This is a genomic window from Streptosporangium sp. H13245 (assembly GCF_055690525.1).
In genome coordinates, this window is the sequence record NZ_JBSZKT010000035.1 from 15,094 (window position 1) to 40,090 (window position 24,997).

The 24,997-nt window shown below is 72.1% G+C and carries 20 protein-coding genes; 17 read left to right on the forward strand and 3 right to left on the reverse strand.

Translation table 11 applies throughout. The annotated features are described in order from the left end of the window. Positions 1 to 251: 251 nt before the first annotated feature. The 4 genes from ACW9TB_RS31990 to ACW9TB_RS32005 are packed head-to-tail and all read left to right on the forward strand — an operon-like array spanning position 252 to position 2,567. Positions 252 to 581, forward strand: coding sequence for a PadR family transcriptional regulator (locus ACW9TB_RS31990; protein WP_472751827.1), 330 nt, complete (start codon positions 252 to 254; stop codon positions 579 to 581). Positions 582 to 583: 2 nt separating this feature from the next. Further along, entirely contained in the window at positions 584 to 1,000 is a 417-nt protein-coding gene (locus ACW9TB_RS31995) for a DUF1048 domain-containing protein (protein ID WP_472751828.1), read from the forward strand. Then, entirely contained in the window at positions 997 to 1,809 is an 813-nt protein-coding gene (locus ACW9TB_RS32000; RefSeq protein WP_472751829.1) for an ABC transporter ATP-binding protein, read from the forward strand. The genes ACW9TB_RS31995 and ACW9TB_RS32000 overlap by 4 nt, the downstream gene beginning before the upstream one ends. Then, the gene (locus ACW9TB_RS32005; protein ID WP_472751830.1) at positions 1,806 to 2,567 is read left to right on the forward strand and encodes an ABC transporter permease; all 762 of its coding nucleotides are present in this window, start codon (positions 1,806 to 1,808) and stop codon (positions 2,565 to 2,567) included. Before ACW9TB_RS32000 ends, ACW9TB_RS32005 begins: the two co-directional genes overlap by 4 nt. Positions 2,568 to 2,623: 56 nt before the next feature. Here the strand turns inward: ACW9TB_RS32005 and ACW9TB_RS32010 are convergent, their stop codons facing one another. Beyond that, the gene (locus tag ACW9TB_RS32010; RefSeq protein WP_472751831.1) at positions 2,624 to 2,869 is read right to left on the reverse strand and encodes a hypothetical protein; all 246 of its coding nucleotides are present in this window, start codon (positions 2,867 to 2,869) and stop codon (positions 2,624 to 2,626) included. 77 nt (positions 2,870 to 2,946) lie between these two features. Between ACW9TB_RS32010 and ACW9TB_RS32015 the strand changes: the two genes are divergently transcribed. The 6 genes from ACW9TB_RS32015 to ACW9TB_RS32040 all read left to right on the forward strand — a co-directional run bounded on the left by ACW9TB_RS32015 (position 2,947) and on the right by ACW9TB_RS32040 (position 7,316). Then, positions 2,947 to 4,155, forward strand: coding sequence for a cytochrome P450 (locus tag ACW9TB_RS32015; protein ID WP_472751832.1), 1,209 nt, complete (start codon positions 2,947 to 2,949; stop codon positions 4,153 to 4,155). Positions 4,156 to 4,420: 265 nt separating this feature from the next. Next, positions 4,421 to 5,170, forward strand: a complete 750-nt coding sequence (locus ACW9TB_RS32020) for a DUF6879 family protein (RefSeq protein ID WP_472751833.1) — start codon at positions 4,421 to 4,423, stop codon at positions 5,168 to 5,170. Positions 5,171 to 5,196: 26 nt separating this feature from the next. Further along, a complete protein-coding gene (locus ACW9TB_RS32025; RefSeq protein ID WP_472751834.1) occupies positions 5,197 to 6,081 on the forward strand; it encodes a helix-turn-helix domain-containing protein in 885 nt (294 codons plus the stop codon). Positions 6,082 to 6,139: 58 nt separating this feature from the next. Continuing rightward, on the forward strand, positions 6,140 to 6,529 hold the full coding sequence (locus ACW9TB_RS32030; RefSeq protein ID WP_472751835.1) for a hypothetical protein: 390 nt from the start codon (positions 6,140 to 6,142) through the stop codon (positions 6,527 to 6,529). Continuing rightward, positions 6,526 to 6,660, forward strand: coding sequence for a hypothetical protein (locus ACW9TB_RS32035; RefSeq protein ID WP_472751836.1), 135 nt, complete (start codon positions 6,526 to 6,528; stop codon positions 6,658 to 6,660). The genes ACW9TB_RS32030 and ACW9TB_RS32035 overlap by 4 nt, the downstream gene beginning before the upstream one ends. Beyond that, on the forward strand, positions 6,657 to 7,316 hold the full coding sequence (locus ACW9TB_RS32040; RefSeq protein ID WP_472751837.1) for a hypothetical protein: 660 nt from the start codon (positions 6,657 to 6,659) through the stop codon (positions 7,314 to 7,316). Before ACW9TB_RS32035 ends, ACW9TB_RS32040 begins: the two co-directional genes overlap by 4 nt. Here the strand turns inward: ACW9TB_RS32040 and ACW9TB_RS32045 are convergent. Both ACW9TB_RS32045 and ACW9TB_RS32050 read right to left on the reverse strand, forming a co-directional pair. Further along, positions 7,256 to 8,959 (reverse strand): MFS transporter, encoded by a 1,704-nt coding sequence (locus ACW9TB_RS32045; RefSeq protein WP_472751838.1) that lies wholly within the window; start codon positions 8,957 to 8,959, stop codon positions 7,256 to 7,258. The two genes, ACW9TB_RS32040 and ACW9TB_RS32045, sit on opposite strands and share 61 nt — an antisense overlap. A 185-nt stretch (positions 8,960 to 9,144) precedes the next feature. After that, positions 9,145 to 10,020, reverse strand: coding sequence for an NAD(P)H-binding protein (locus ACW9TB_RS32050; RefSeq protein ID WP_472751839.1), 876 nt, complete (start codon positions 10,018 to 10,020; stop codon positions 9,145 to 9,147). A gap of 123 nt (positions 10,021 to 10,143) precedes the next feature. On the opposite strand from ACW9TB_RS32050, the gene ACW9TB_RS32055 reads away from it, so the two are divergent. The 7 genes from ACW9TB_RS32055 to ACW9TB_RS32085 all read left to right on the forward strand — a co-directional run bounded on the left by ACW9TB_RS32055 (position 10,144) and on the right by ACW9TB_RS32085 (position 24,945). Further along, positions 10,144 to 10,560, forward strand: coding sequence for a winged helix-turn-helix transcriptional regulator (locus ACW9TB_RS32055; RefSeq protein ID WP_472751840.1), 417 nt, complete (start codon positions 10,144 to 10,146; stop codon positions 10,558 to 10,560). A gap of 370 nt (positions 10,561 to 10,930) precedes the next feature. Further along, a complete protein-coding gene (locus ACW9TB_RS32060) occupies positions 10,931 to 11,791 on the forward strand; it encodes a DUF4132 domain-containing protein (protein ID WP_472751841.1) in 861 nt (286 codons plus the stop codon). Beyond that, the gene (locus ACW9TB_RS32065) at positions 11,788 to 16,791 is read left to right on the forward strand and encodes a DNA-binding protein (protein ID WP_472751842.1); all 5,004 of its coding nucleotides are present in this window, start codon (positions 11,788 to 11,790) and stop codon (positions 16,789 to 16,791) included. Before ACW9TB_RS32060 ends, ACW9TB_RS32065 begins: the two co-directional genes overlap by 4 nt. Before the next feature lie 476 nt (positions 16,792 to 17,267). After that, positions 17,268 to 18,461 (forward strand): ATP-binding protein, encoded by a 1,194-nt coding sequence (locus ACW9TB_RS32070; protein ID WP_472751843.1) that lies wholly within the window; start codon positions 17,268 to 17,270, stop codon positions 18,459 to 18,461. Positions 18,462 to 18,604: 143 nt separating this feature from the next. After that, entirely contained in the window at positions 18,605 to 22,234 is a 3,630-nt protein-coding gene (locus ACW9TB_RS32075) for a vWA domain-containing protein (RefSeq protein ID WP_472751844.1), read from the forward strand. Next, positions 22,231 to 24,450 (forward strand): hypothetical protein, encoded by a 2,220-nt coding sequence (locus ACW9TB_RS32080; RefSeq protein WP_472751845.1) that lies wholly within the window; start codon positions 22,231 to 22,233, stop codon positions 24,448 to 24,450. Before ACW9TB_RS32075 ends, ACW9TB_RS32080 begins: the two co-directional genes overlap by 4 nt. Positions 24,451 to 24,516: 66 nt before the next feature. Continuing rightward, positions 24,517 to 24,945 (forward strand): nitroreductase family deazaflavin-dependent oxidoreductase, encoded by a 429-nt coding sequence (locus ACW9TB_RS32085; RefSeq protein ID WP_472751846.1) that lies wholly within the window; start codon positions 24,517 to 24,519, stop codon positions 24,943 to 24,945. Positions 24,946 to 24,997: the final 52 nt, after the last annotated feature.

Genomic DNA, 24,997 nt, shown 5'->3' on the forward strand with positions numbered 1-24,997 from the left:
GCCCCGTTCGTCAACGAGAGCACGAGAGTAACGAGAGCACGAGAGTACGGCGTCCGGGACGGCCGATCGATGGGCCGGGAGGACGCCAGGGAGTGAAGCCCCCGGCGGGGTACGGGCCGGGGGCTTCACTCTTTGGCGTCCTCCTTCGCGGTTCCGGGGCACCTCAGCTATTCGGTGTTGCTATGTACCGGTAGTCAGTGTTACTTTCTACTGGTAGTCAGCATCACCGAGTAGCTGAAGGGGGGTGTTCCGTGGGCAAACAGGTGACGGAGATGCTCAAGGGAACGTTGGAGGGCATCGTCCTCGCGATCCTGTCCGCCCGGCCCGCGTACGGCTACGAGATCACGGCGTGGTTGCGGGAGCAGGGCTTCTCCGACATCGCCGAGGGCACCGTCTACGCGCTGCTCGTCAGGATCGAGCGGCGCGGTCTCGTCGACGTGGAGAAGATCCCGTCCGAGAAGGGGCCACCGCGCAAGGTGTACTCCCTGAACGCCCAGGGACGGGAGTACCTCGAAGAGTTCTGGAGGACCTGGAGCTTCCTCACGGAACGGCTCGAACAGCTCCGCGAAGGAGGTAAGTAGCCATGGACACAGGATCGAACGAGCCGAAGAGCCGCTACCGGCAGTACCTGGAGGTGGTCACAGGATCGCTTGAGGACAAGAAACGCTGGCGGCGGTACAAGGCGCGCGTCAAAGAGCTTCCCGAGGACTACCGCGCGGCGGTCGAGGCGCTGGAGCGCTACCTGATGCACTTCGGGCCGGGCGACGGCACCGAGGCGGCCTCGATGTACGAGGACCTCGCCGATCTGTTCGAGCGGAGCGCGGCGGACGGGACCTCGATCCGCGAGATCGTCGGGGAGGACCCCGTGGAGTTCGCCGAGGCGTTCGTCGAGAACTACCCGGTGGGCCGGTGGATCAGCCGGGAGCGGGAACGGCTGGCCAACGCCATCGAGCGCGCCGCCGGGGGAGACACCGGAAAAGAAGAGAGGACCGTCCGATGACGGCACAGCAGGCCCAGGCGATCCAAGTGCGAGGTCTGGAGAAGTCGTACAAGACACTGCGGGTGTTGCGCGGCGTGGACTTCGACGTGGCGCGGGGCAGCATCTTCGCCCTGCTCGGCTCCAACGGGGCGGGCAAGACCACGGTCGTGAGAATCCTGTCCACGCTGCTCAGGGCCGACGCGGGGACGGCGGGCGTCAACGGCTTCGACGTCGCCACGCGACCGGCGAAGGTACGGGAGTCCATCAGCCTCACCGGACAGTTCGCGGCCGTCGACGAGATCCTCAGCGGGCGGGAGAACCTCGTGCTGGTCGCCCGGCTGCGGCACCTCAAGGATCCGGGGAGGATCGCCGATGACCTGCTGACGCGTTTCTCGCTGACCGACGCGGGCGGGCGGAGGGTGTCGACGTACTCGGGTGGCATGCGCCGCCGCCTCGACATCGCGATGAGCCTCATCGGGAATCCGCCGGTCGTCTTCCTCGACGAGCCGACGACCGGGCTCGACCCCCAGGCGCGCATCGAGGTGTGGCAGGCCGTCAGGGAACTCGCCGCCCAGGGGACGACGGTGCTGCTCACGACGCAGTACCTGGACGAGGCCGAACAGCTCGCCGACCGGATCGCGATCCTGCACGAGGGCCGGATCATCGTGAACGGCACCCTGGCCGAGCTCAAGCAACTGCTCCCGGCCGCCAAGGTCGAGTACGTGGAGAAGCAGCCGACCCTTGAGGACGTCTTCCTCAGCCTCGTCGGTCCGACGGCGACGCCGGTGATGACCGAGGCATCGGCACAGACGAGTAAGGAACGACGATGAACAGGCATTTTTTCGGTGACACCGCCGTCCTGCTGGGACGGTCCCTGCGCCACATCACGCGCAGCGTGGACACCATCGTCACGACCGCGGTCACACCGATCGCCATGCTGCTGCTGTTCGTCTACGTGTTCGGCGGCGCGATCGACACGGGGTCGGAGTCGTATGTGAACTACCTGCTGCCCGGCATCCTGCTCATCACGGTCGCCTCGGGCATCGCCTACACCGCGTTCCGGCTCTTCATGGATATGCAGAGCGGAATCTTCGAGCGATTCCAGTCCATGCCGATCGCGCGGTCGTCCGTGCTGTGGGCGCACGTGCTGACCTCGCTGGTCGCCAACCTGATCTCGCTCGTGCTCGTCGTGCTCGTCGCCCTGCTCATGGGTTTCCGCTCGGGGGCGGGCGTGGCGGCGTGGCTCGCGGTCGCGGGCATCCTGATCCTGTTCACCCTGGCGCTGACATGGCTCGCCGTCATCGCCGGTCTGTCCGCGAAGTCCGTGGACGGCGCGAGCGCGTTCTCCTACCCGCTCATCTTCCTGCCGTTCATCAGCTCGGCGTTCGTGCCCACCGACACCATGCCCGGCCCGGTACGCGCCTTCGCCGAGCACCAGCCGGTGACGTCCATCGTCAACGCCATCCGCGACCTGTACACCCAGCAGCCGGTCGGCACCGACGTCTGGATCGCCCTCACCTGGTGTGTCGGCATCCTCGTCGTCGCGTGCGCCTTCGCCATGAACACCTACCGCCGCAAGATCTCCTGAGACCGTGCCGACCGGGTCCGTTCTGATCGGCCCGGGTCAGCGTGGCGGACGGGCGGTCAGTCAGATCGCGGCGCGGTCGCCACGACGAAGAACAGCACCCTGAGTGCCCCACCCGAAGCACATGCGGCAGCCGCTGATCGGCGCCCATGATCGATGCTCATGTGGGTGAGAACGCCGCCGAGCGCGGCACCGTAGATCGTACTCACCGGCGAACCACGGGCCGGACCGGACATTCCCATTGTCCCGATGAGCGCTCTCACCGTGAGGGCGTCGATGTCGTCGATGTCGTCCCGCGCCAGCATGCCTCCGGCCTTTCGCCGTCGTTCAGCGCGCTTTTCGAGCGACGAGACACGTAACCATCGTGAAACAAGGAAAAATCATGAGTGAATCCCTCCACACCGTCGAGACGATGCCGACCGCGCGTCAGCCCGGCTGCCCCTTCGACCCGCCCAAAGAGCTGATCCAGGCCCGCGAGCACGGCCCGATCAGCCGCCTCCCCTTCCCCGACGGGCACCAGGGCTGGCTGATCACCGGCTACGACCTGGCCCGGGCGGTCCTGGCCGACTCGCGGTTCAGCTCGCGCAGGGAACTCATGCGCCACCACCCGACCATCGACTACGGCGACATCGAGATCCCCCCGGCGCCACCCGGCGAGTTCCTGCTCATGGACGAGCCACGGCACGGCCGCTACCGGAAACCGCTGGTGGGCAAATTCACCGTCCGGCGGATGCGCCTGCTCACCGAGCGCGTCGAGCAGGTCACCGCCGAACACCTGGACGCGATGGAACAGGCCGGGCCGCGTGCGGACCTGGTGACCGCGTTCGCCAAGCCCATCCCCTCCGTCATCATCTGCGAGCTGCTGGGCGTGCCGTACGAGGACCGGGGCTCCTTCCAGGAGCACATCGACAAGTTCCTCGGCGGGGAGGTCAGCGACGAGGAACTGATCGCGGCCTACACCGCCACCCAGGGGTACCTCGCCGAACTGGTGGCCGCCAAGCGCGCGAACCCCACCGACGACGTGCTCAGCGACCTGCTCGACAGCGACCTCACCGATGAGGAGCTGAAGGGCATGGCCCTGGTCCTGCTGTCGGCCGGGTTCGACACCACCGCCAACATGCTGGCGCTGGGCACCTTCGCCCTGCTGAGCAACCCTGCGCAGCTGGCCGCGCTGCGCGCCGACCCCGGACTCACCGACGGGGCCGTGGAGGAGCTGCTGCGGTATCTGACCATCATCAAGCAGCTCGCGAGGGTCGCGCTGGAGGACGTCGAGCTGGGCGGCCAGACCATCGAGGCCGGTACGACGGTCATCCTGTCGTACGCCACCGCCAACCGCGACCCCGAGCGTTTCACCGACCCCCACGCGCTCGACCTGGGCAGGCAGGAGGGCGGGCACCTGGCCTTCGGGCACGGCATCCACCAGTGCCTGGGCCAGCAACTGGCCCGCGTCGAGATGCGCGTCGCGCTCCCCGCCCTGCTCAACCGCTTCCCCACGCTGCGCCTCGCCGTACCGGCCGAAGAGGTCGCCCTGCGCCCGGAGACAGCGGACATCTACGGGGTGAAGAGCCTCCCGGTCACCTGGGACACGTGACCGCGAGCCGGTCTGGAGCTACTCCGACTACGTGATGCCTTCCTAGTGCACCAGGCTTGACCTGGTCAGACATGAGGTCCCAGGTCACGGCAATAGCCGATGGCCTGGGACTTCTTGTCGTTTTGGGTTGTTCGGGGCATTTGTCGGCGCCGGTGTTGACCCTTGATGGCCTCGCTTTGCCCAAGTCCCTTGACTGTGTCGCGACCTGCGTTCAGGCTCCCTGGTTGGGGACAACATCGGGCAACCTGGAAGCGAGGAGCACCGCATGGCATTCCACTTCGTAGGCATGGATCCCAACTCGCCGGACGACAAGTGTTGTGCCGTATTCGTCGATGACGAGGCGGACAAGATCTTCTTTCAGGGGAAGCTGGTCACCGATCCGGTACTGCTGGCCAAGATCGCTGCGCACAGCCCCATAGGGGCGGACGAGGTAGTGGTGTGGCACCCCGGCAGAATGAAGCCGATCATCGCTGAGGCCATCGCGGGCACTTTCAAGGAAGGCCGAGTAGGGCACGGGCCGACGTCGATCAGAGACATGATTCGCGGGGTTCGGCATTCGGCCGTCCACCTGGAGACGCGTGACACCTACGATCCCAACCATCCGGCGTTCCAGGACTTCCTGGCCGGTGGCTCGGGCCGCTACGACAGAAGCGGATGGACGGACACGGTTCGAGAGGCTGTGGGGCGCGGAGTGCGGATACGGCGAGCACGCGTAGTATCCGAGCCCATCAGCGACTACATCCGCTGGGAGCACATGATCACCGACGAGAACACGAGGGCCGGTGAGGAGGTGCGATGGCTGCCGCGCCGCCGAGCGTTCGATCTGGTACTGCCTGGTACGGACTTCTGGATGTTCGACGGGCGGGTGGTCTGCTTCAATTTCAACTCTGGTGCGGGCGTGGACACAGAAGCGGACCAGTTCACCAACGACCCGGACGTGGTCACTCGGTGTATCGCCATGTTCGAGCAGATCTGGGAACGGGCGACCCCGCACGAGGAGTATCAGCCGCAATAGTTCAGATCGGTACGTAGAACTTCACCATGTCGTCATCGCCTTCGTCCTCCTCCAGCGCTCAAGCCGCACGGCAACGTCTCGCCGACCAGCTTCGCGAGATTCGCGAGGACGCGGACCTCACCGGCCGCAAGCTGGCCGATCTGGCGGGCTGGCATGGGGTTTCCAAGGTCTCCAAGATTGAGCATGCCGCACGCCCCATCTCGCCCGAAGACCTACGCACATGGTGCCGGGTCTGCGGTGTGTCACCTGGGCGTACGGAGGAACTGCTGGCCGAGCTCCGCGCGGTGGCCGGTATGTGGGTCAGCTACCAGCAGCTCAACCGGCGCGGGCTCAAGGGGGCGCAGGAGTCGGTCAGGGAGCGATACGAGCGTGTGCGCCTGATGCGCGCGTACTCAAACAAGGTCATCCCTGGCCTTCTCCAGACGGAGGGATACACGACGGCCGCACTGGAGGCCGTACGACACGAGCAGGCCGTCGAAGTGAACGACATCACGGGGGCGGTGGCGGAGCGGATGACACGCCGCCGTGTGCTACATCGAACCGACGCCCGCTTCGTGTTCCTCCTCGAAGAGAGCGTGCTGTGGTACCGAACCACGAGACCCAGCGTCCACGCCGAGCAACTACGGCATCTGTTGTCGGTGATGCTGATGCCGTCGGTACTGATCGCGATCATTCCCCGCACCGCCGACCGCACCGTCACCGGGTGGGGCGTGTGGCCCGAGGAATCGTTCACAATGACCGACTTCGCCCAGACGAACGTGGAGTTGGTGTCGGGCTATCTGACGATCACGCAGCCCGAGGAAGTCGCCATGTACGTGTCGGCGTGGGAGCGTCTGTTCTCCATGGGCGCCATCGGTGAGCCCGCGAAGGCACTGATCCTTCAAGCGATCGAGGCTTTGCCCTCCGAGTAGACGGCAAACTTGGACAACTTTTCTAGCCGTGAAAGCATTCGCTTCTACCGTCTGAGTCATGGCATCCGGACAGACAGTGACAGAGGCCCGTGCCGGGGGGCGCGAGGGCGATGAGACCGCCAGCCCTGACGGGCAAGGGCTTCCCGAGGGGTTGCGGGACCTCGCACGGCTGGTCCATGCGCGGGGTGTGCGTACGTCGATCATTCACTACGTAGGGCTTCGCCTTCGTGGTCATCGGCCGCTTCCGTTTCCTCGGGAAGATCGGTTCGAGCTGATCGCGCACAGTCGCGACGGCTGGGAGGTGGCGAGTGTGACCGTGGGGGAGCGGTCCGGCTGTTTCGTGGTCTCGCTGCCTTCGGTGGGGATCACGACCCAGCTGGTGAACGCCGATCAGCCGCTCGCGGTGGTGGATCTGATCCTCGCCGCGCTGCCGAAGGAGGTCGCGTGAGGCCGGACGGCGAGGCGCGCTCCTGCGACGAGGTGGCCGGGGTGGGCGGCACGGCGTTTCGAGAGCTTGAGCTGGGATGGCTGGCCGTGCGGGTGGTGTGGTCGCTCGTACCGGATGGAGGGAGAAGATGAGCGGCGTTGTGCCGACACAGCTTCGGGTCCCCTACGTCATCGCGCATGCCGACGAGGTCGCGCCGCAGCCTTTGAGGTTCGTGCGGCGCCCGCTGGGTGGGTTGCGGCTGGCCTACGACGACGAACGCCGGGGCGACCGGGTCGGCGGGGTGTTGCGGGTCCGGGTGCTGAACAACCAGCGTGGAGCACCGCAGTGGCGCAAGCTCAACACCCTGCGCCAGTGGCGGTGCATGGAGAAGCTGCTGTGCCAGGTCTGCGGGCAGGCCGCGACCGACCCCGACACCGGCCGTATCCCCTGGATCATGACCGACAGCGCGTTCCGTGAGATCCCCGAGGACCCCACCGGGGGTCTCACCAGCGCTCCGCCAACGTGTTGGACCTGTATCCCGGAGGCGCTGGCCACCTGTCCTCAGCTTCGCGTCTCCCAGGCCGTGGGCACCGTCGCCCGCGCCGAACCCGTCGCCGTACTGGCCGATATGTTCACTCCCGGCCCGCGTCACGGAGCGCTTCACACGGGCGAGCACAACGTCGAGGTCAGCCTGAAGGACGAGGTGTCGATTCCCAGGGCGCTCGCCACCCAGCTGATCGTCCGGGTTCACGACCTCCGGCCCGCGCCTTCCGCCGCTTTTGACGGAGTGCGTCCCGTCCGGTCGTAGTCGTACAGGGCGGGAGCGAGCGCGGCGAACAGCACGGCGGCGGTGACGGCGAACCCCGCCGGGTAGCCCACCGCCCCGGCCAGGAGCCCGAACCCGACCGCGCCGACGCCGAGCCCGGCGTCGTAGGCGAGGTTCCACATCGCGCTCACCTGGCCGAAGGAGGATTCGGGGGCGCGCTCGAACATCAGCGCCAGGGTCACGTTCTGGGCCATGCCGTACCCCACGCCGAACAGCCCCATGCCGACGATCATCGCGAGGGGGTTGTCCACCCAGAAGAGTGCCGCAGTGCCGAGAGCGGCTGCCAGGACGGCGGGGACCAGCAGACGGGCGGGGCCGTGGCGGTCACCGTACCGGCCCGCCGCCCAGCGCGCGAGCGGCGCGGCGCAGGACTGCGTGAACAGGGCCACCGCGACCAGATCGCGCGACCGCTCCGGCGCGGCCAGCGGGAGGAAGGTCAGCAGGACACCGGCCGCCGGTGTCACCATGGCGAAGACGAGGGCGGGCCTGGCGATCCCGCCGTCGCGGAGGATGCCAAGGATCCCGTGTCGTTTCCCGCTACGAGTCTCGTTCCGGTTCTTGTCGAGGGTCCCGCTCTGGTTCCCGTTCCGGGTTTCGTCGAGGGTTCTGTTCTGGTTCCTGTTTCGGCTTTCGTCGGGGGTCCCGCTCTGGTTCCCGTTCCGACTTTCGTTGGGGATTCCGGTCCGGTTTCCGTTTCGGCTTTCGTTGTGGGTCTTGCTTTGGTTTCTGTCGTGGGTCCCGTTCCGGCTTTCGTTGTGGGTCTCGCTTCGGTACTCGTCGTGCTGTTCGGTTCGCGCTCGTCGGGAGGGCAGGCCGGGTACGGCGGCCAGTGCGAGCAGTGACAGTGCCGCCCCGGTGACGAAGACGGGCTCGTAGCCGACGTGCTCGCTCAGCCAGAGCCCCAGCGGCAGGCACGCGATGGAGGGAACCCCGACGGCCACCCCGTACAGTCCCAGCCCCTCGCCGCGACGGTCGGCGGGCACCAGTTCGGCCATCAGGGCCGCACCGGCCACCACCACGAGCCCGAGCCCGGCGCCCCGCGCCAGGCAGATCCCCAGCACCGGGGGCATCGACGCCGACGCGGGCAGCAGGAGGGCGGGTGCCCCGAGCAGGAGCAGGCCCAGTCCCATGACCGCCCGGTAGCCGTACGCGCGCAGCAGGCCGGGCGCCGCGAACTCCGTCAGCACGGTCCCCAGCATCATGGCGCCGGTCGACAGGCCCGCGCCCACCCCGCCCGCACCGGACGTGGCCGCGTACAGGGGGACGGCGGGCGCCAGCAGGTAGAAGCTACCGAGGGCGCCGAGGGAGGCGGCCAGCAGCAGGACCGTCGGACGGTTCAGAATACGGGCGCGGTCTTCTCGGGTCCCTCCGGCGTCCCCCCGGATCTCTCCGTCATCCCCCTGAGGTTCTTCGCCGTTCCCCTGGACTTTCCCGCTGTCTTTTCGGGGTGTTTCATCGCCTCCCTGGACCTCCCCGCCGTCTCCTCGGGGTGTCCCATCACCCTCCGGGCTCTCCCGGCCGTCCCCTCGCGTCTCTCCGGCGTTCCCTTGGGTTTCCTCGTCGTCCCCCTGGGGCTCCCCGGCGTCCTCCCGGGGTTCCCCGGTGGCGCTCTTCTGGTGATGCATGGGCCGACCCTAAGCGGGAACCGGCTCAGCGGTAAGGGCCGATCTCATGTCGAACGAGTAGGCCGATTCGGGGACCGGACTCCTGTCGCGGGTTGACGGGAACCGGCCAGGACCCCTGCGTGAGCTGCTCGAATTCGTCGTGAGCGGTCACGCCCGCGTCAGGACGGCTGCTTTGTCGTGAGCGGTCACGCCTCCTTCAGGATGGCGGCCACCGACTCGCGCAGCGGTGTGGTGGGACGGCCGATGAGGGCGCTGAGCTCGCCCGGGGTGGGCGACAGGGCTCCCTGGTCGATGTCGAGGTCGATGTCGGCGTACATGGTCGCCACCGGTTCCGGCAGGCCCGCGTCGATCAGGGCCCGGCGGAAGTCGGCGTGCGGGAGGTTCCGGTAGACGACGGGCCTGCCGGAGGCCGCCGACGCCTCGGCGGCCAGCTCGGGCAGGCTCCACGCGGTGTCGCCGGAGAGCTCGTGGATCGTGCCGCCGCCGACGCTGCCGTTGCCGTTGTTCTTGTCGGTGAGTACGGCGACGGCGGCGGCCGCGAAGTCGGCCCGGGAGGCGCTGGCGACGCGGCCGTCACCGGCGGCGCCGAGAATCACGCCGTGCTCGACGCCCTGGAGGACGGAGGTCGCGTAGACCTCGGTGTAGAAGCCGTTGCGCAGGAAGGTGAACGGGATCCCGGAGGCGCGGATGTGCTCCTCGGTGCCCCGGTGGTCGACGGCCAGTGCCAGGGGCGTGGTGTCGGCGTGCAGCACGCTGGTGTAGACGATGCGGGCGACCTCGGCCGCCCTGGCCGCGTCCACCACGGCGCGGTGCTGGCCAAGGCGCCTCCCGACGGCGTCGCCGGAGATGAACAGGACCGTGTCGCCCGGGGCGAAGACCCCCTTGAGTGTCTCCGGCCGTTCGTAGTCGGCCTCCTTGATCCTGACGCCGCGTGCGGCCAGGTCGGCGGCCTTGCCGGGATTCCGTACGGCCGCCACGACACGGTCCGCGGGCACGCTCTCCAGCAGGCCGTCCACCACCAGGCGGCCGAGCTGACCGGTGGCACCGGTGACAACGATCATTTCGTTTCTCCTCGCTCGAAGCTCGAAGGGGGGTGCCGTCAGGTTAGTACTAACTAATAGATAGTGCCAACTAAAAGTTAGTACTTTCTTTTGTGTGGTGCGACGAGAAAGTAGAGTGGGCGGATGGACGACCAGGCCGCGGCCCCGCTGGACGAGTTCAGCCAGCTCACCTTCGACGTCTTCGCGCGCGGATGTGTCTCGCGCGAGACGATGGAGCACATCACCGGCCGCTGGGGCATCCTGGTCATGGTCGCGCTCCAGGAGGGGACCTACCGCTTCAACGCCCTGCGCCGCCGGGTCGACGGGGTCAGCGAGAAGATGCTCGCCCAGACGCTGCAGGCTCTGGAGCGCGACGGCCTGGTCCACCGCGAGGCCGAGCCGACCATTCCCCCGAAGGTCGAGTACAGCCTCACGCCGCTCGGCGCCCAGGCCGCCCGGCGCCTGCTCGACCTCATCGAATGGCTGGAAGGCGAGATGCCCGCGGTCATGGAGGCCCGCGCGCGTCACGACCGGGCCAGAGACGCGCGGCGGACGACGTAGGCCCGTCGCCCGCCGCGTCGTCTCCGCCCGCTACCCGTCGCGTCCTCCCTGCCCGCCGCTCTCCGTGTCGTCTCCGCCCACTGCCTGTCGCGTCCTATCTGCCCGCTGCCCGCTGCCCGCTGCCCGCTGCCCGCTGCCCGCTGCCCGCTGCCCGCTGCCCGCTGCCCGCTGCCCGCTGCCCGCTGCCCGCTGTGCGGCTTGCGGCGTTTTTTGTGGCGCTTTGTGGTGTTTCTGCGCCGTGCCGGGGGAGCCGCGCGACGCCGAGTACAGGTTTGTCGGTCCGGGGCGTTAGCGTTCCGCGCATCACGGTCGCGGGTGACGAAATCCCCGTGGGCGTCGGCATTCCTTCCATGGTGAAAGGCGGGACCCTTTGGGCTGGTTGGCGGCGGGCGACGGGTACGAGGTCGCTCTGGTGGAGGGCCGGGTGGCGGCGAGGGCCACCGCGGGCCGGGCGGCGGGACGACAGCTGAAATCGCTGCCCAAACAGGTGCGCGAGCACCCCGAGGCCGAGCGGCTGCGCCGCCTGGCCGAGTGGCTCGACCGGCACGAGGCCACCTGTGTGGCACGGGTGGACGCCTGGATGGTGTCGTCCCTGCCCGTGCCCACCGGGCTGGTCGCCCGGCTGTGGCCGGACGAGGCGTGGCGGTCGGTGCTGCGCGACCTCGTGGTGGTCGGCGACGGCGAGGCGGGCTTCCTTCGCGACGTCACCGGGTCCGGCGAGCTGCGGACGGTGGACCTGGACGGCGAGACCGTCCGGATGTCCCCGGAGACCGTGACGCTGCCCCACCCGGTGCTGCTCCCCGACCTGGACGACCTGCGGGAGTTCGCCGCGGAGCTGGGCGTGACCCAGCGCGTCGAGCAGATCCACCGGGCGACCTGGGTCAAACCGGCCGAGTTCGCGGAGAAGGCCACCGAGGTGACGGAGTTCTCCGGCGGAAAGTTCGCCTCCCGGTTCGGCCTCGCCGCCCGCGCGACCTCGCTCGGCCACCGCGTGTCCGGCGGCTACGCCACCTGCGCGGTGCGCGACGCCGGGCGGAGCGTCGAGGCGTCGGTGTGGATCGGAGAGCCGTACTGGGACGGTGACACCGAGACCGGAAACCTGACCTGGAACGGCCAGGACGGCAGGCGCCTCCCCCTGCGGGAGGTCGGCCCGGTGGCCTGGTCCGAGGGAATGCGCATGGCCGCGGCGCTGTACGCCGGCCGCAACGTCGAGGAAGGAACGAACGCGTGAGCGGCGCCACGTCGTCAGCGGGGACGCACGAACTGCCCGGAGCGGGCAACGAAGCGGGGGCGTACGACCCGTCCTCCGAAAAAGGGCAGGGGCGGGAGACCGAGGCGCGGGAGCTGCTGGAGGCCGGGGCGGTCCTCCCGCCGGGCACGGACGGCGGCGAGCGGGCGGTGCCGCTGACCGCGCGCGCCTACCGGCACCCCGGGCTGGAGGACCGGGTGGTGGTCCGCCTGGTCGCCGAGGAACTGGGCGCGGCGGAGGACGCCGCGGCGGGCTTCCTCGGGCTGGAGCCGGACGGCGAACCGGTCGTCGTCGGGGTGGGCCTGCGGCGTTCGCTCGGGTTCCCCGAGTGGGTGCTCGTGCACCACCCGGAAGACGGCCACCACGCGCTCGCCCTGGTGCCGGAGCTGGACCGCGCGGGCCGGCAGGCGAAGTCCAAGCCGAAGGCCGCCCTCGACGCCTACCAGCGGCTCGCCACCCAGCTGGCCGGGGCCGTCCCGCACTTCCTGCCGACGTTCCTCGAACAGGCGGGCAGGGTGTTCCTCTCGGTGGAGAACGCCACCTACGCGGCACAGCTGTTCGTCCAGGCGCGCAAGGCGGAGACCGAGCACGGCCTCCCGGTCGACGAGGACCGGCTCGACGCGGTGTTCCTGGAGTTCGCGCTCGCCGGAGCCCTGCCGGTGAAGGCCCTGTCCGTGTACGCCAAGGAGCTGGCGGGCCGGGTGCCCGCGGACGAGGCCCTGCGCAGGATCCACCGGCTGTGCGTGCGCCGTACGGCGGGCGGGCTGTCGCCGTCCGCGCAGATGGCCGTCGAGCTGCGCCGCCTGGCCAGGGCCGCCGGGCGCGACGCGGACGTCGAGGAGCAGTCGTACCTCATGGACCTGCTCGCCCTGCCCGCCACCTCCGGGGCGGCGCTGGGCTGGTGGAAGGCACACCGCCAGGCCCTGGTGAGCCTCGCCCGGCGAGAGCCCGCCTTCCGCGGGACGCTGCTGAACACGATGCCCGCCAACGGCGACGACGACATGCCCGCCCTCTGGCTGGAGATCCTGGAGGAGTCGGGCGCCGCCGAGGGCCTGGGAGAGGCCGAGGTGCCCGAGGGCGAACGTCCCGCCGACGGCACGGCGGGCTGGCTTGAGCGGTTCCTGGCCATCTGGAACGTCGGCTGGCGGGGAAATCCGCGACTGCCCGGCCTGTACGCGCTGATCGAGCGCGTGGCGGGACGGCTGCGCGCCGAGCTCGCCGCGACGGGCGCGACGGTGTCGTTCAAGCAGGAGCCCGACCTGGTCGACCTCCTGCTGTCACTGGACATCCCGGTCGCCGACCCGGACGACGACGCGCGCCTGCTGCTGGAGCCCTGGGCGCGCGGGGAGGAGAGGCGCGACCTGCTCGCGCTCGCCGCCGACCTCCGGTTCCGGCCCGCGTTCCACCGCGCCGCCGATTCGTTCAGCGACGACACCGACGGACACCGGGCCGTACGCCTCCTGGCGGCCTCGCCCGGTGGCCGGACGATGCTGGCGGAGTGGGTGGCCGCGGTCGCCCGGCGCTCGGCCGTCGCCGGGCTGCCGCAGCTGCCCGACGCCCTCAGCCGGCTGACCTGGCTGCCCGGCGAGGCGCTGGTCCTCGCCGGGGAGGAGGTCGCCGAGGCGGTACGGGCCGACCTCGCCGCCGAGCTGGCCAGGACGCTGCGCGGCGGGCTCCTCGACGAGCTGGGCTGGCCGGACTGGGAGGAGGCGGTCGCCGACCTCGTCGGGCCGAAGGACCTGGACGAGATCGAGACCGCCGACGCCTGGCCGAACCTGATCGTCTCCGGCCCCTCCCGGGCCAGGGTCATCGGCCCCGAGGGCACCGTGCTCGTCCACGACCTGCGCCCCGCGCCGGACGGCGTCTGGGGCGACCCCGGCTTCCATCACGTCGACGGCGAGCTGCTCGTCTACTGGGGCACCCATGGTGACGGGTTGCGCGGATACTGGCACTCCTCCGCCGGGACGATCCTCCCGATGGAGGGGGAGATCAGCTGGTGGAGGCTGGGCTCCGACACGGTCACCCTGCCGCTGCCCGGCGGCGGCCGGACCACGGGTGCCGGTGTACTGCATCCGGGCGACACCGTGGTGCCCCGCAAGCGTCGCCTGATCGGTGACGGGACCTCGTTCTGGACCTGGGACGCCGACGTCGAGGGCTGGCGCGAGTACGACCCGGTGGGCATGGCGGACGGCAGGCTGAGCATGCCCGGCTTCCTCGCCGACGCGCTGCGCTCGGCACCGCCGGGCAGCACCTTCCGTGGCGGCTGGGTGCTGCCCGCCCTCTCCGGTGAGGCCACCCCGGCCGGTGCCCAGACGGACGGCCTGGTCGGCTGGCGGGTGGTCGAGCTGCCCGACGGATCGCTACGCGGTGAGGACCTCGCCGGGCACACCGTCACTGTGCGCGGCGGCCCCGACGGGCACGGCCGTCCGTCGCGTGCGGTGGTCTTCCCCGGCGGCGACCGGCCGCGCGCCGTCGTTCACGCCTACCGGGAGGTCAAGCTCGTCGACCCGGAGGGCGTCGTCGTCGCGACGGCCTCGCTGCACGGCGGGCCGGGAGTCTTCGCGGAAGGCACCGCCCTACTGCCGCCGACTCGTCACTGGCACCGCATGCGGCCCCGCGACCCGGAGGGCTCGTCGGCGCTGCGCCGGATCGACGGGGAGACGGCGGCGGCCCTGCTGAAGGCGGCCCTCTCCGTCGAGTCCACAGAATCCGCCGGGTCCGCCGGTGGCGGGCACTCCGGGCAGCCTCCGCGATCGGCGCGGGAGGAGCTGCGCGACCTGGTCCGCTCCCTGCTGCCGCAGGTCACCCATGACGCGCTGATCGCCGGGATCGCCGGGGTGGTCGCGTTCGCCGCCGCCCAGCGGGCCACCCTGGACGCGGCGGCGGCGAGGCTCGCCGCCGCTCTCACGGGCGAGGAGGAGGAAGGAGCGCCGGAAGGCCCCTCCGACCAGCTGCTCGCCGACGCACTCAACGGCCTCGGTGCCGAAACCTCCTACTGGGGACGCCGCGAGACGTCCCACGGCATCTTCCAGCAGCTCCGGACGATCGGCCGCGAGAAGCGGACGCCCTCGGGCCGGACCCTCCGCGTCCACGTGGAAGGGCCGAGGCTGGCGTCCCTCTCCACCGAGTGGGAGCCGCTGCTCGACCGGTCGGCCGCGCTCGCCTTCCGCGCGGCGTCGGCGTTCGATCCCGAGCAGGCGGGTGCCCTGCGCGAGCTGCTCTCCGAGTTCGAGGCGCTCGGGCTGGGCTCCTCGGCGGAACCGTCCTCGTGGCGCCGTTTCCTCCTGCGCCTCGACGGGGCCTGGGTCGACAACGCGCGGAACAAACGATCCGGTAACCGCTGGCGCAACCTGCTCCCGCTGGAGGACGGCGCCCTCATCGCGTTCCTGAACGTCGACTCCGACAGCGGCGGCTACCTCTTCAGCGCGCTCTTCCACGACCCGGCGGGCCGCTTCGACGTACCCCACCCCTACACCGTGCGGTCCTCGGGCCCGATCGGCGAGGCCAGGCACGCGGGCTGGCTCGGGGAGTTCCTCACCGAGCTCGCCGGACGCGGGCCCGCGCCCTGGCGGCCGGAGAGCGCGGAGGAGTTCGCGCGGCTCACCGGGGTGACCGAGACGACGGCACGGCTGGTCGTCGCGGGGTTGCCGTACGTGGACAGCTACGAGCGCGGCTTCCTGCCCGGTGACCTGCGGGCGGCCCTCGGGGTGAAGGCGGCCGACGCCGCCGTGGCCAAGGACGAGCTGCGCCGGTTGAACGCCGACATCCGGCGGGAGGTCGTCGGCGCGCTGCTGCCCGAGCGCCCGGCGGAGCTGTGGACCGAGGGGCCCGACGTCGCCGCCGCCGCACAGGTGTGGAACGCCCGGGTGGGACGACGGGCCGCCGTCCCCGAGTGGCTCGTCGGTGAGGCGACCCGCGCGGTCCGCGCCTGGTGGGAGCCGAGCCGGGCGCTGCCCGCCCTGCTCGACCCGGCCTCGGCGCCGGAGTTCGGCAACGACCTGAGCTGGCGGGTGAAGGGCGACCGCGTCGCCCCTGCCGACGACGTCGAGACCGGATTCACCCAGTCCACGCTGCTCTCCACGATCGCGCTGACCGCGTGGCTCGCCCACCGGCTGCCCTCCGGCGATCCCGTACGGGCCGCGCTGCCCGCCGTGCTCGCCTCGGTCAGGGAGCGGCTCGCCCATCCCGGCCTGATGCTCGACCTGGGCGAGTACGTCGACCTCCCCGCGTTCCGCAAGGTCGCCGGAGCCCCCGCCGAGGTCGCCGAGGGCTGGGAGCGCTACGGTGCCGTGATCATGTCCACCCATGACGACCGGCCCGCCCCGGGGCTGCGCGTCGCCCTGCTCGACGCGGCGGGGAGCGACCCCTACCTACCGGCCCTGCGCGCCCTGACCGGCGATCCCGAGCGGCCCTTCCCCGCCGAGCTGGCGCTGCGCACCGCCCGCGACCCGCGTTTCGAGGCGCTCCTCGCCGACCCCGGAGACCCCGGGGCTGGGGAGCGCGCGGCCGACGGCACCTGGTGGCCGCAGGACCCCTCCCGCTCCGTGCCCGCGCTGCTCTCCCAGGTCGCGGAGGAGTACGGGCTGGGCCGGGACGCCGCGGCACTCTACCTGGCGCTGCTCGCGATGCCGGATCCCACCGACAAGAACGTCACCCGGTGGACCGGCTGGAAGCCCGCCCGGTTCAAGGCGGCCCGCGCCGAGCTGGCCGCCACCGACCTGGTCGTCGAGGCGAGCCGCACCCGGGCGGGCCGCTCGCTCTTCCTGCCGGGGGCCTGGGCCGAGCTCAAGGCTCCGAACGCCCCGCTCGAACGGTGGAAGTTCCCCCTGCTCGACCTGGTCAGCGGGGAGAGCGCGGTGCTCGGGGTGCTCGTCCCCGCCGAGCCCGCCGCCGACCTCTACGCCAGGGCGTGGCAACGGGTCCGCGACGGCGACGTTCCCCGCTTCGAGGAGCTCCGCGTACGGCGCGGCAAACGCCGCTGACGCGGGCCCCGCTTTTCGCGGGTCTTGTTCCCCGTGGGTACGGGGCTCGTTTTTCGCGGGCCTCGTTCCCGGTGGGTACGGGGCTCGCACGGCAGGTCTTGTTCCCCGTAGGTACAGGGCTCGCTCTTCGCGGGTCTTGTTCCCGGTGGGTACGGGTCTCGCGTTCCGTGGGTACGGGGCCGCCCCTCGCGGGTGCGGGCCTCGTGTCCTGTGGCTACGGGGCTCGCTTCTCGCGGACGCGGGCCTTGTTCCCCGTGGGCGCGGGGCTCGCACGGCGGGTCTCGCGTCCCGTGGGCACGGACCTCCATGGGCACGGACCTTCATGGGCACGGACTTCCATGGGCGCGGGCCGTCCCCGTTGGAGAACACCCGCTTGGAGAACATCCGCTTTCACCAGGCCCGATCGGCCGGGGCGCGGGCTCGTCGCGCACGCCCCGGCCGGATCGGGCATCCCTCCGAACAGAAAGATCTCCCCGATGACCATGACCGAACCGGTGGCCCCCGTGGCCCTTCCCAACCGGCGTACGCTGCCGGCCGAGGAACAGCACGCCACCGAACTCGCCTTCCTCGCCGCCCACGACGACGGCCCTCGCCCGCCCGGCTGGGCGCTGACCCCGCGCGCGGTCGTCACCTTCGTCTGCGGCAGCGGAGGCGAGACTCTCGAACTGCCCGGATCCCGGCAGGCGAAGGGCGACGGCGACGGTGGTGCCGTGCCGCCCGCCCGGCTCGCCATCACCCCCAAGTTCGTCGGTGAGCGCTCCCTGGTGGAACGCTGCGTGGTCACCCTCGCCGGTGAGCGCGGCCTGCTGCTGGTCGGCGAGCCGGGTACCGCCAAGTCGATGCTCTCCGAACTCCTCGCCGCCGCCGTCTGCGGCACGAGCGCGCTCACCGTGCAGGGCACCGCCGGTACCACCGAGGACGCCTTCCGCTACGGCTGGAACTACGCCCTGCTCCTCGCCCAGGGGCCGAGCCGCCAGGCGCTGGTCGACTCCCCGGTGCTGGCCGCCATGCGGGCCGGGCGGGTCGTCCGGATCGAGGAGATCACCCGCTGCCTGCCCGAGGTGCAGGACGCCCTGGTGTCGATCCTGTCCGACCGGCGCCTCAGCGTGCCCGAGCTCGCGGGAACGCCCGACGCCCTGACGTCCGCCACCCCCGGTTTCACCGTGATCGCCACGGCCAACCTGCGCGACCGGGGTGTCTCGGAGATGTCGGCGGCGCTCAAGCGCCGGTTCAACTTCGAGACCGTCGTCCCCATCGCCGATCCCGTCGCCGAGGCCGCCCTGGTACGCGGCCAGGCCACCGCCGTGGTGCGGCGGGCCGGTGCCGCCTTCAGTGTCGACGACGCCGTGCTGGACGCGCTGGTCACCGTGTTCCGCGACCTCCGCTCCGGCCGCTCGGCCGAGGGCTGGGACGTCGAGCGCCCGGGAACCGTGATGTCCACGGCCGAGGCGGTGCAGGTGGCGGCCTCCCTCGGGGTGGCGGCGGCCTACCTGCCCGGCGGGGACGTCCTCGACCTGGTACCCGGTCACCTGCTCGGCGTGGTCCGCAAGGACGACCCGGCCGACCACGCGCGGCTGCTCGGCTACTGGGACGGCCCGGTGCGACGCCGCGCCGAGGACGGCTCCGCTATGTGGCGTCGCCTCTGGGACCTGCGGGAGAACCTGCGTTGACGAACGATCGACAGGCGAGCACTCCCGGCACGGGGAACACGAGTGCTCAGGACGATGACGTCCGGGTGATGGCCGATCGTGATTCTGGTCTTTCCGGAGAGGACGCTCACGGCGGGAGCGTCGGGGCCGATCCGCGGGGGGCGGTGGAGGTGCTCGCGGGGACGGGTGGCGACGGGCGGCCCTACCTGCTCGGCGTGCGCCACCACAGCCCAGCGCTGGCGGCGGCCGTCCCGGCGCTGCTCGACGCCGCCGGAGCCGAGGTGGTCTGCGTCGAGCTGCCCTCCGACTTCCAGCCGTGGCTGGTCCATCTGGCGGATCCGGCCACCCTCGCGCCGGTCGCCCTCGCCGGTACGGGCGGGGACGGGCGGCTCGGCTTCTACCCCTTCGCCGACTTCTCGCCCGAGCTGGCCGCCATCCGCTGGGCGCGCGAACGCGGGGCCGAGGTGCTCTGCTGCGACCTCCCGCTCTCCGACCCCGCCTGGTCGGAGGGCGATCCGGCCGGGTCCGGCACGGCGACACCGCCGTCCAGGGCCTTCGCCGACGGCCTCGCCGCCTCCGCCACGGGCAGGGACGGGGACGACATGTGGGATCGCGCCGTCGAGGTGCTCGCCCCCGGCTGCCCGCCCGAGGCGGTACGCCGCGCGGCACTGGGCGTGGGCTGGGCGCTGCGCCAGGACGCGAAGGCCTCCGGGGGAGTGTCGCCCTGCGACCTGGCCCGCGAGGCGCACATGCGCGAGGTGCTCGCCGGGGCGGCCGTCGGCGGGCGGCGGGTCGCCGCGGTGATCGGTGCCTTCCACGCCCCCGCCCTGGTCACCCGCGATCCGGCCTCCCCGGTTCCGGCCACTCCCGAGGCGGATTCCGCCTCCGCCACTCCGGCCACCCCCGTCCGTACCGCCCCCGGCCGGACCGCTCCGGGGCAAGCCCCCTCCGACAGAGGCGCCCCGGCACGTGGCACCGCCGTCGTACCGGGCGCCGGGGGTCCCTCGCCCGCCACGTCACTCGTCCCGTACGCCTTCGACCTGCTCGACTCCAGGTCCGGATACCCGGCGGGCATCCGTGATCCGCGCTGGCAGCAGGCGGTCCTCACCGCGGGCGGCGACCCCGGGAGGATCAGGGACGCCGCCGCCCGTACGATCACCGAGATCTGTCGTGAGCTGCGCGCCGCCGGGCACACCGCGGGTACCGGCGAGGCCGTGGAGACGCTGCGGCTCGCCGGTGACCTGGCCGGTCTGCGCGGGCTGCCCGCACCGGGGCGCGGCGAGCTGCTTGAGGCGGTGACGACCGTGCTCGGCCAGGGCGAACCCCTGGGGCGCGGCCGGGCGCTCGCCCGCGCCCTCGAAACGGTCCTCGTCGGCACCGAGCGCGGCAGGACCGCGCCGGGCACCCCCGGCTCCGGGCTGGGCCCGGCGGTCGAGACCGAACTCGCGGAGCTGCGGCTGCCCCACCCCGGCGATCCCGGCTCCCGCGAGGTCCGCCTCGACCCGCTCCGTTCGAACCTGGACCGTCGCCGCGAGATCCTGCTGCAACGCCTGCTGGTGTGCGGCACCGGCTACGGCCAGCCGACCGAGGTGACGGGTACGGGCGACGGGGCCGCCCTCACCACCAAGTGGCTGCTCTCGTGGACGCCCTCGGCCGCCGCGCTGCTGGACCTGGCGGGCGTACGTGGCGTCACCGCGGCCCTGGCCGCCGAGGGGACGCTGCGCGAGACCTTCCGCAGAGAGTCCGCCGAGGGCGGCCCCACCTGCGAGCTGATCCTCACGGGACTGCGCGCCGCGGCCGCCTGCGACCTGCGGGACCTGGTCGCCGACCGCATCGAGGACGCCGCCTCCGTGCTTCCCGCCACCGCGGGACTGCCCGACCTGCTCCAGGCCCTCGACCTGCTGGAGGCGCTGCGCCGCGAACACCTCCCCGGCACCACGCCGGAGAGCCGCGACCGGGCGGCGGAGCTGGCGGGCACCCTGCTGGAGGCGGCCGTACGGTCGCTGCCCGGCCTGGCAGGCAGTGACCGGCCCGAGGACGCCGCCGCTCTGATCGCGCTCGTCACCCGTTCCGCCGAGCACCGGCTCGGCCTGGGCCTCGACGACGCGCTGGACACCCTCGCGCGTACCGGCTCCCCGCTCGTCCAGGGGGCCGCGCTCGCGGCCCGCGTCCTGCTCGACCTGGACGCCCCGGACACCCTCGGAGCCCGAGCCGCCGGATGGGTCGACACCGCCACCGGGCCGGAGGGGCGCCACCGCCTGTCCCGCCTGCTCACCGGCCTGCTGGTCGCCGCGGGACCGCTCCTGCAGTCGGCCCCGGCGGCCCTCGACCCGCTGCTCGACCGCGTCGACACCCTCACCGACCAGGGTTTCCTCGCCCGCCTTCCCGCGCTGCGCGGTGGCTTCGACACCCTCACCCCGGCAGCGCGCGACCGGCTGCTGCGGGTCGTGACCGACCGTCTCGGCGACCGGATCGACCTGGCGCTGAGCGCCCCGCCCGAGCTCCTGGCGCTCTGGGCCGCCGCGGACGCCGCCGGGCTGGCCGCCCTGACCACCCTGCGGCTTCCCGTCCCGCGCGTCGGGGAACCGGACTCTCCCGTCGTACCCCCGGGGGAGGCGGGCGGGCCCGAGCCTTCGGCCGTACCGGGAGGGGAGGCCGTTCCGCGGCGGCTCGCCCCGGCCGACCGGTGGCGCCTGCTCCTCGGAAGGGAGACCGAGCGGCTGCCCGCCGACGCCAGACGCTACGCGTACGCCCTGGACGAGTTGTACGGGACGGGCCGGGGAGAGGGAGCGGGCGACTTCGGGCACGGACCGGGCGGCGGAGGCGACGGCGGCGGGCAGGGCGCCTCCTTCCCCTCCGCCCGCGAGTGGGCCGAGGAGCTCGACGCTCTGTTCGGAACGGAGGTGCGGGAGGAGGTGCTGGCCGACGCGGCCGGTGCCGGGCGGACCGACGTGCTGGCCGAGCTCGACCCCGACTCGGTACGCCCGTCGATCGACCTGCTGACCTCCGTCCTGTCCCTCGCGGGCGGGCTGCCCGAGCAGCGGCTCTCCCGGCTGAGGCCGCTGGTCCGCCGCCTGGTCGCCGAGCTGGCCAAGGAGCTCGCCACCCGGCTGCGCCCCGCGCTGACCGGCCTGGCGACGCCGCGTCCCACCCGCCGCCCCGGAGGACGGCTCAACCTGCCCGCCACCCTCAGGGCCAACCTGGCGCACACGCGCCGGACCGGCGACGGCAGGCTCCTCGTCGTGCCGGAACGGCCGGTCTTCACCACCCGGGTACGCAACGAGGCCGACTGGCGGCTGATCTTCGTGGTCGACGTGTCGGGCTCGATGGAGGCCTCGGTGATCTGGTCCGCGCTGACGGCGGCCGTCCTGGGAGGCGTTCCCACGCTCTCCACCCACTTCCTGGCCTTCTCCACCAGTGTGATCGACCTGACGGACCGGGTCGCCGACCCGCTGTCCCTGCTGCTCGACGTGCGGGTCGGCGGCGGTACGCACATCGCCGCCGGGCTCGCCCACGCGCGCTCCCTGGTCACCGTGCCGAGCCGCACGCTCGTCGTGGTGGTCAGCGACTTCGAGGAGGGCTACCCGCTCGGAGGGCTTCTCGGCGAGGTCCGCTCCCTCGTCTCCTCCGGCGTGCACCTGCTGGGGTGCGCCGCCCTGGACGACAGCGGAGCCCCACGCTACTCGGTGCCCGTCGCACAGCAGCTCGTCGCGGCCGGGATGCCCGTCGCCGCACTCAGCCCGCTCGCCCTCGCCCGCTGGGTGGGCGACCGTCTCCGAGGAGAAACCCGTTGAACCCCCCAGCCTCCACCGCCTCCCCGGCAGGACACCTGCCGCCGGTGGAGCCGCACGTGGTCGCCTCGGCCGTGGAGGACCTCACGTCCCGGCTGCGCAAGAAGCTCGACGCGGCGATCGAGCGGTGCGCCGGGCTTCCGGTCGCCGTCGACGGTCAGAATGTCTCCGTCAGCTGGGGGGAGGACGCGGAGGTCACCCTGACGCCGGGTCCGTCGGGCACGATCGCCGACCCCGGCGCGGCCCGGTGCAGCTGCCTGCTCGCACCCCGCTGCCTGCACCGCGCGGCCGTCCTCAGCGCCTGCCCGGTCGCGGACCCGTCCGCGGGTGTGGATTCGGGTACGGATTCGGAGGCGGCTCGCGTTCCGGGCTCCGGGGGGAGGGCGACTCCGGTCGCTGACCCGGCGGGGGAGGCTGGGACGAGTACGAGTACGGACGCGGGCGCCTCCCCGGGCTCCGGTTCTGTCCTAGTGTCCGGTTCTGTCCCGGTGTCCGGTTCCGGCTCGGGCTCGAAGTCCGTCCCGGGTTCCGGGCCCAACGCCGGGCAGGTGGCCGCCGCGGCCGGGCTGTGGGACGCCGCGGCCGGGGTGCTCGTGGGCGGAGTGCCCGGTGCCGGAGCGGTACCCCAGGCCGAGCTGCTCCGCGCGGCCCACACGGCCCGGGTGGCGGGCCTGCACAGGGCCGAGGCCGCCGCCCTGCGCGTCGTCCGCGAGCTGCGGGCCGCTCGCGCGCGCCATGACGGCCACCGCCTCGCCGACCTGGTCTCCGCGCTCCGGGAGCTCCTGCTGACCGCGGGCAGGCTCGCGGCGGCCGACCCCGATCCCGCCCTGGTGGGAACCGCACGCCGCGCCTACCGGCAGGGCGAGGGGCTGAAGGTGTACGGGGTCTGCAGGGAACCGGTGATCAGCGCCACCGGCTACGGCGGGGTGGTCACTCATCTCGTCGCCGAGGACGGCGGCCGGTTCTCCGTCGCCGACGTCAGGCCCGGGGGGTCGGCCCGTGCCCGGGGCGCCGCCACCGCCACGGTCGCCCTCGGTGCCGCGGCTCTCAACCACGCCCAGCTGGCCCGTGGAGGGTTGCTGATCTCCGGCGCGACGATCTCCCCGGACGGACGCCTCGGCGCGGGCCGAGGTGTGCGAGCCAACCCCGTCGCGGGACTGTCCTGGTCGGAGGGACCGCTGGCGGCCCTGTTCGCCCGGCCGCTCGCCGCGACGGCCGACGCGACGTTCTCCGGGGCCTCGTGGAGCGACCCGCAGGACGCCGGGGGAGCGGAACAGCCGATCGTCGGATGCGACCTGGTGATCGTCGGCGCCGAGGGGGACCGGCTGCTCGCCCGCGAACTCCCACCCCCCACACAGGAAGACCGCGCCGGATCGAGCCAGGCTGGGCCGGATCTTCCCGGGTCGGATCACGGTGGATCGGGCGGTGCCGGATCGGAGAGTGCTGGATCAGGCGGTACCGGATCGGGTGGCACTGGATCGGGTCCGCTTCTCGTGTCACCCGGGCCCTCCGGTGTCGCCCCTCCCTCCGAACCGGCCCCTCCCGGACCGGAGGAGGAGTGGGCGCGGGGACCACTGATCCGGCTCGTACCGGCCGACTCCCATCCCGAGCTGGCCCATGTCGCCAACCTGCGGCGGCTCGCGTCCAGGCCGGGACTGCGGGTACGGGTGATCGGCCGGTTGGATCCCGGCCGGGCCGCGACCCTGCGCCCGCTCGCGGTCGGGCCGGTTCCTGGTGCCGGGCCCACGCTGCGCCTGCCCGCCGAGTGGCTGGATCGCGCCGACCTCGGGTACGACCGTCTGCAGGGTTCCCACCTCCCGTCCCGCGACGCCTGCCCGCCCTGGCGGGAGGTGGCCGAGGCCGACGCGGACCCCGTGGCGGGCTCGCCCCTGTGGCGGGCGCGCCGCCTCGTCGAGCTGGCCGTCTCCGGCGGGCGGCGGGCGGTCGCCGAGTCCGCTCGCGGGGGTGACTCCCTCGCCCAGCGGGCCCCGCTCCGCCGCGCGGGCTTCGAGACCTCCGCGGACCTCGTCGCCGCGCTCACCGAGGAGGCCGACCGCCGCACCCGCGACGTGTTCGGCCGCCTGGTCGACCCCGGCGGCGACCGGTACGCCTGGGCGTGGCTCGCCGCGGCGGTCCACCTCACGGCCACCGAACGGGCACTCGTCCAGGCGTCCTGGCACGGCGTCCACCCCCACCGCGACCCCGGAACGGAGGAGTGAGGGAACCGGCGCGCGAGTGGAGGAGCGGATCAAGGAATGTCACCGGAGGTCGATAGCGTGAGCGGCATGAGCGATGAGATCACCGACTCCCCCACCGCCTGGGTCTCCAAGCACCTCCGCAAGTACGTCGAGTCGAACGGCGAGGAGGGCCACCTCTACTACGGCAGGCCCACCCTGCTGCTGACCACCGTCGGCCGCAGGTCCGGGCTGCGGCGGCGCACCCCGCTCATCTACGGCCGCGACGGCGACGCCTACGTGGTCGTCGCCTCCAACGGCGGGGCCGACGACCACCCGCTGTGGTACCACAACGTGCTGGCCCTGCCGCAGGTCGAGGTGCAGGTGCGGGCCGAGGTGTTCACCGCCGTCGCGCGGACCGCGACCGCCGAGGAGAAGCCCGCCCTGTGGGAGCAGATGGTGGGGATCCACGGTGAGTACGCCACTTACCAGCGCAAGACGGCACGTGACATCCCGGTGGTGATCCTCACCCGTGCCTGAGGTGCCGGCCCGGCGTGCACCCAACCGGGCGACCCCGGCGGGGACACCGCAC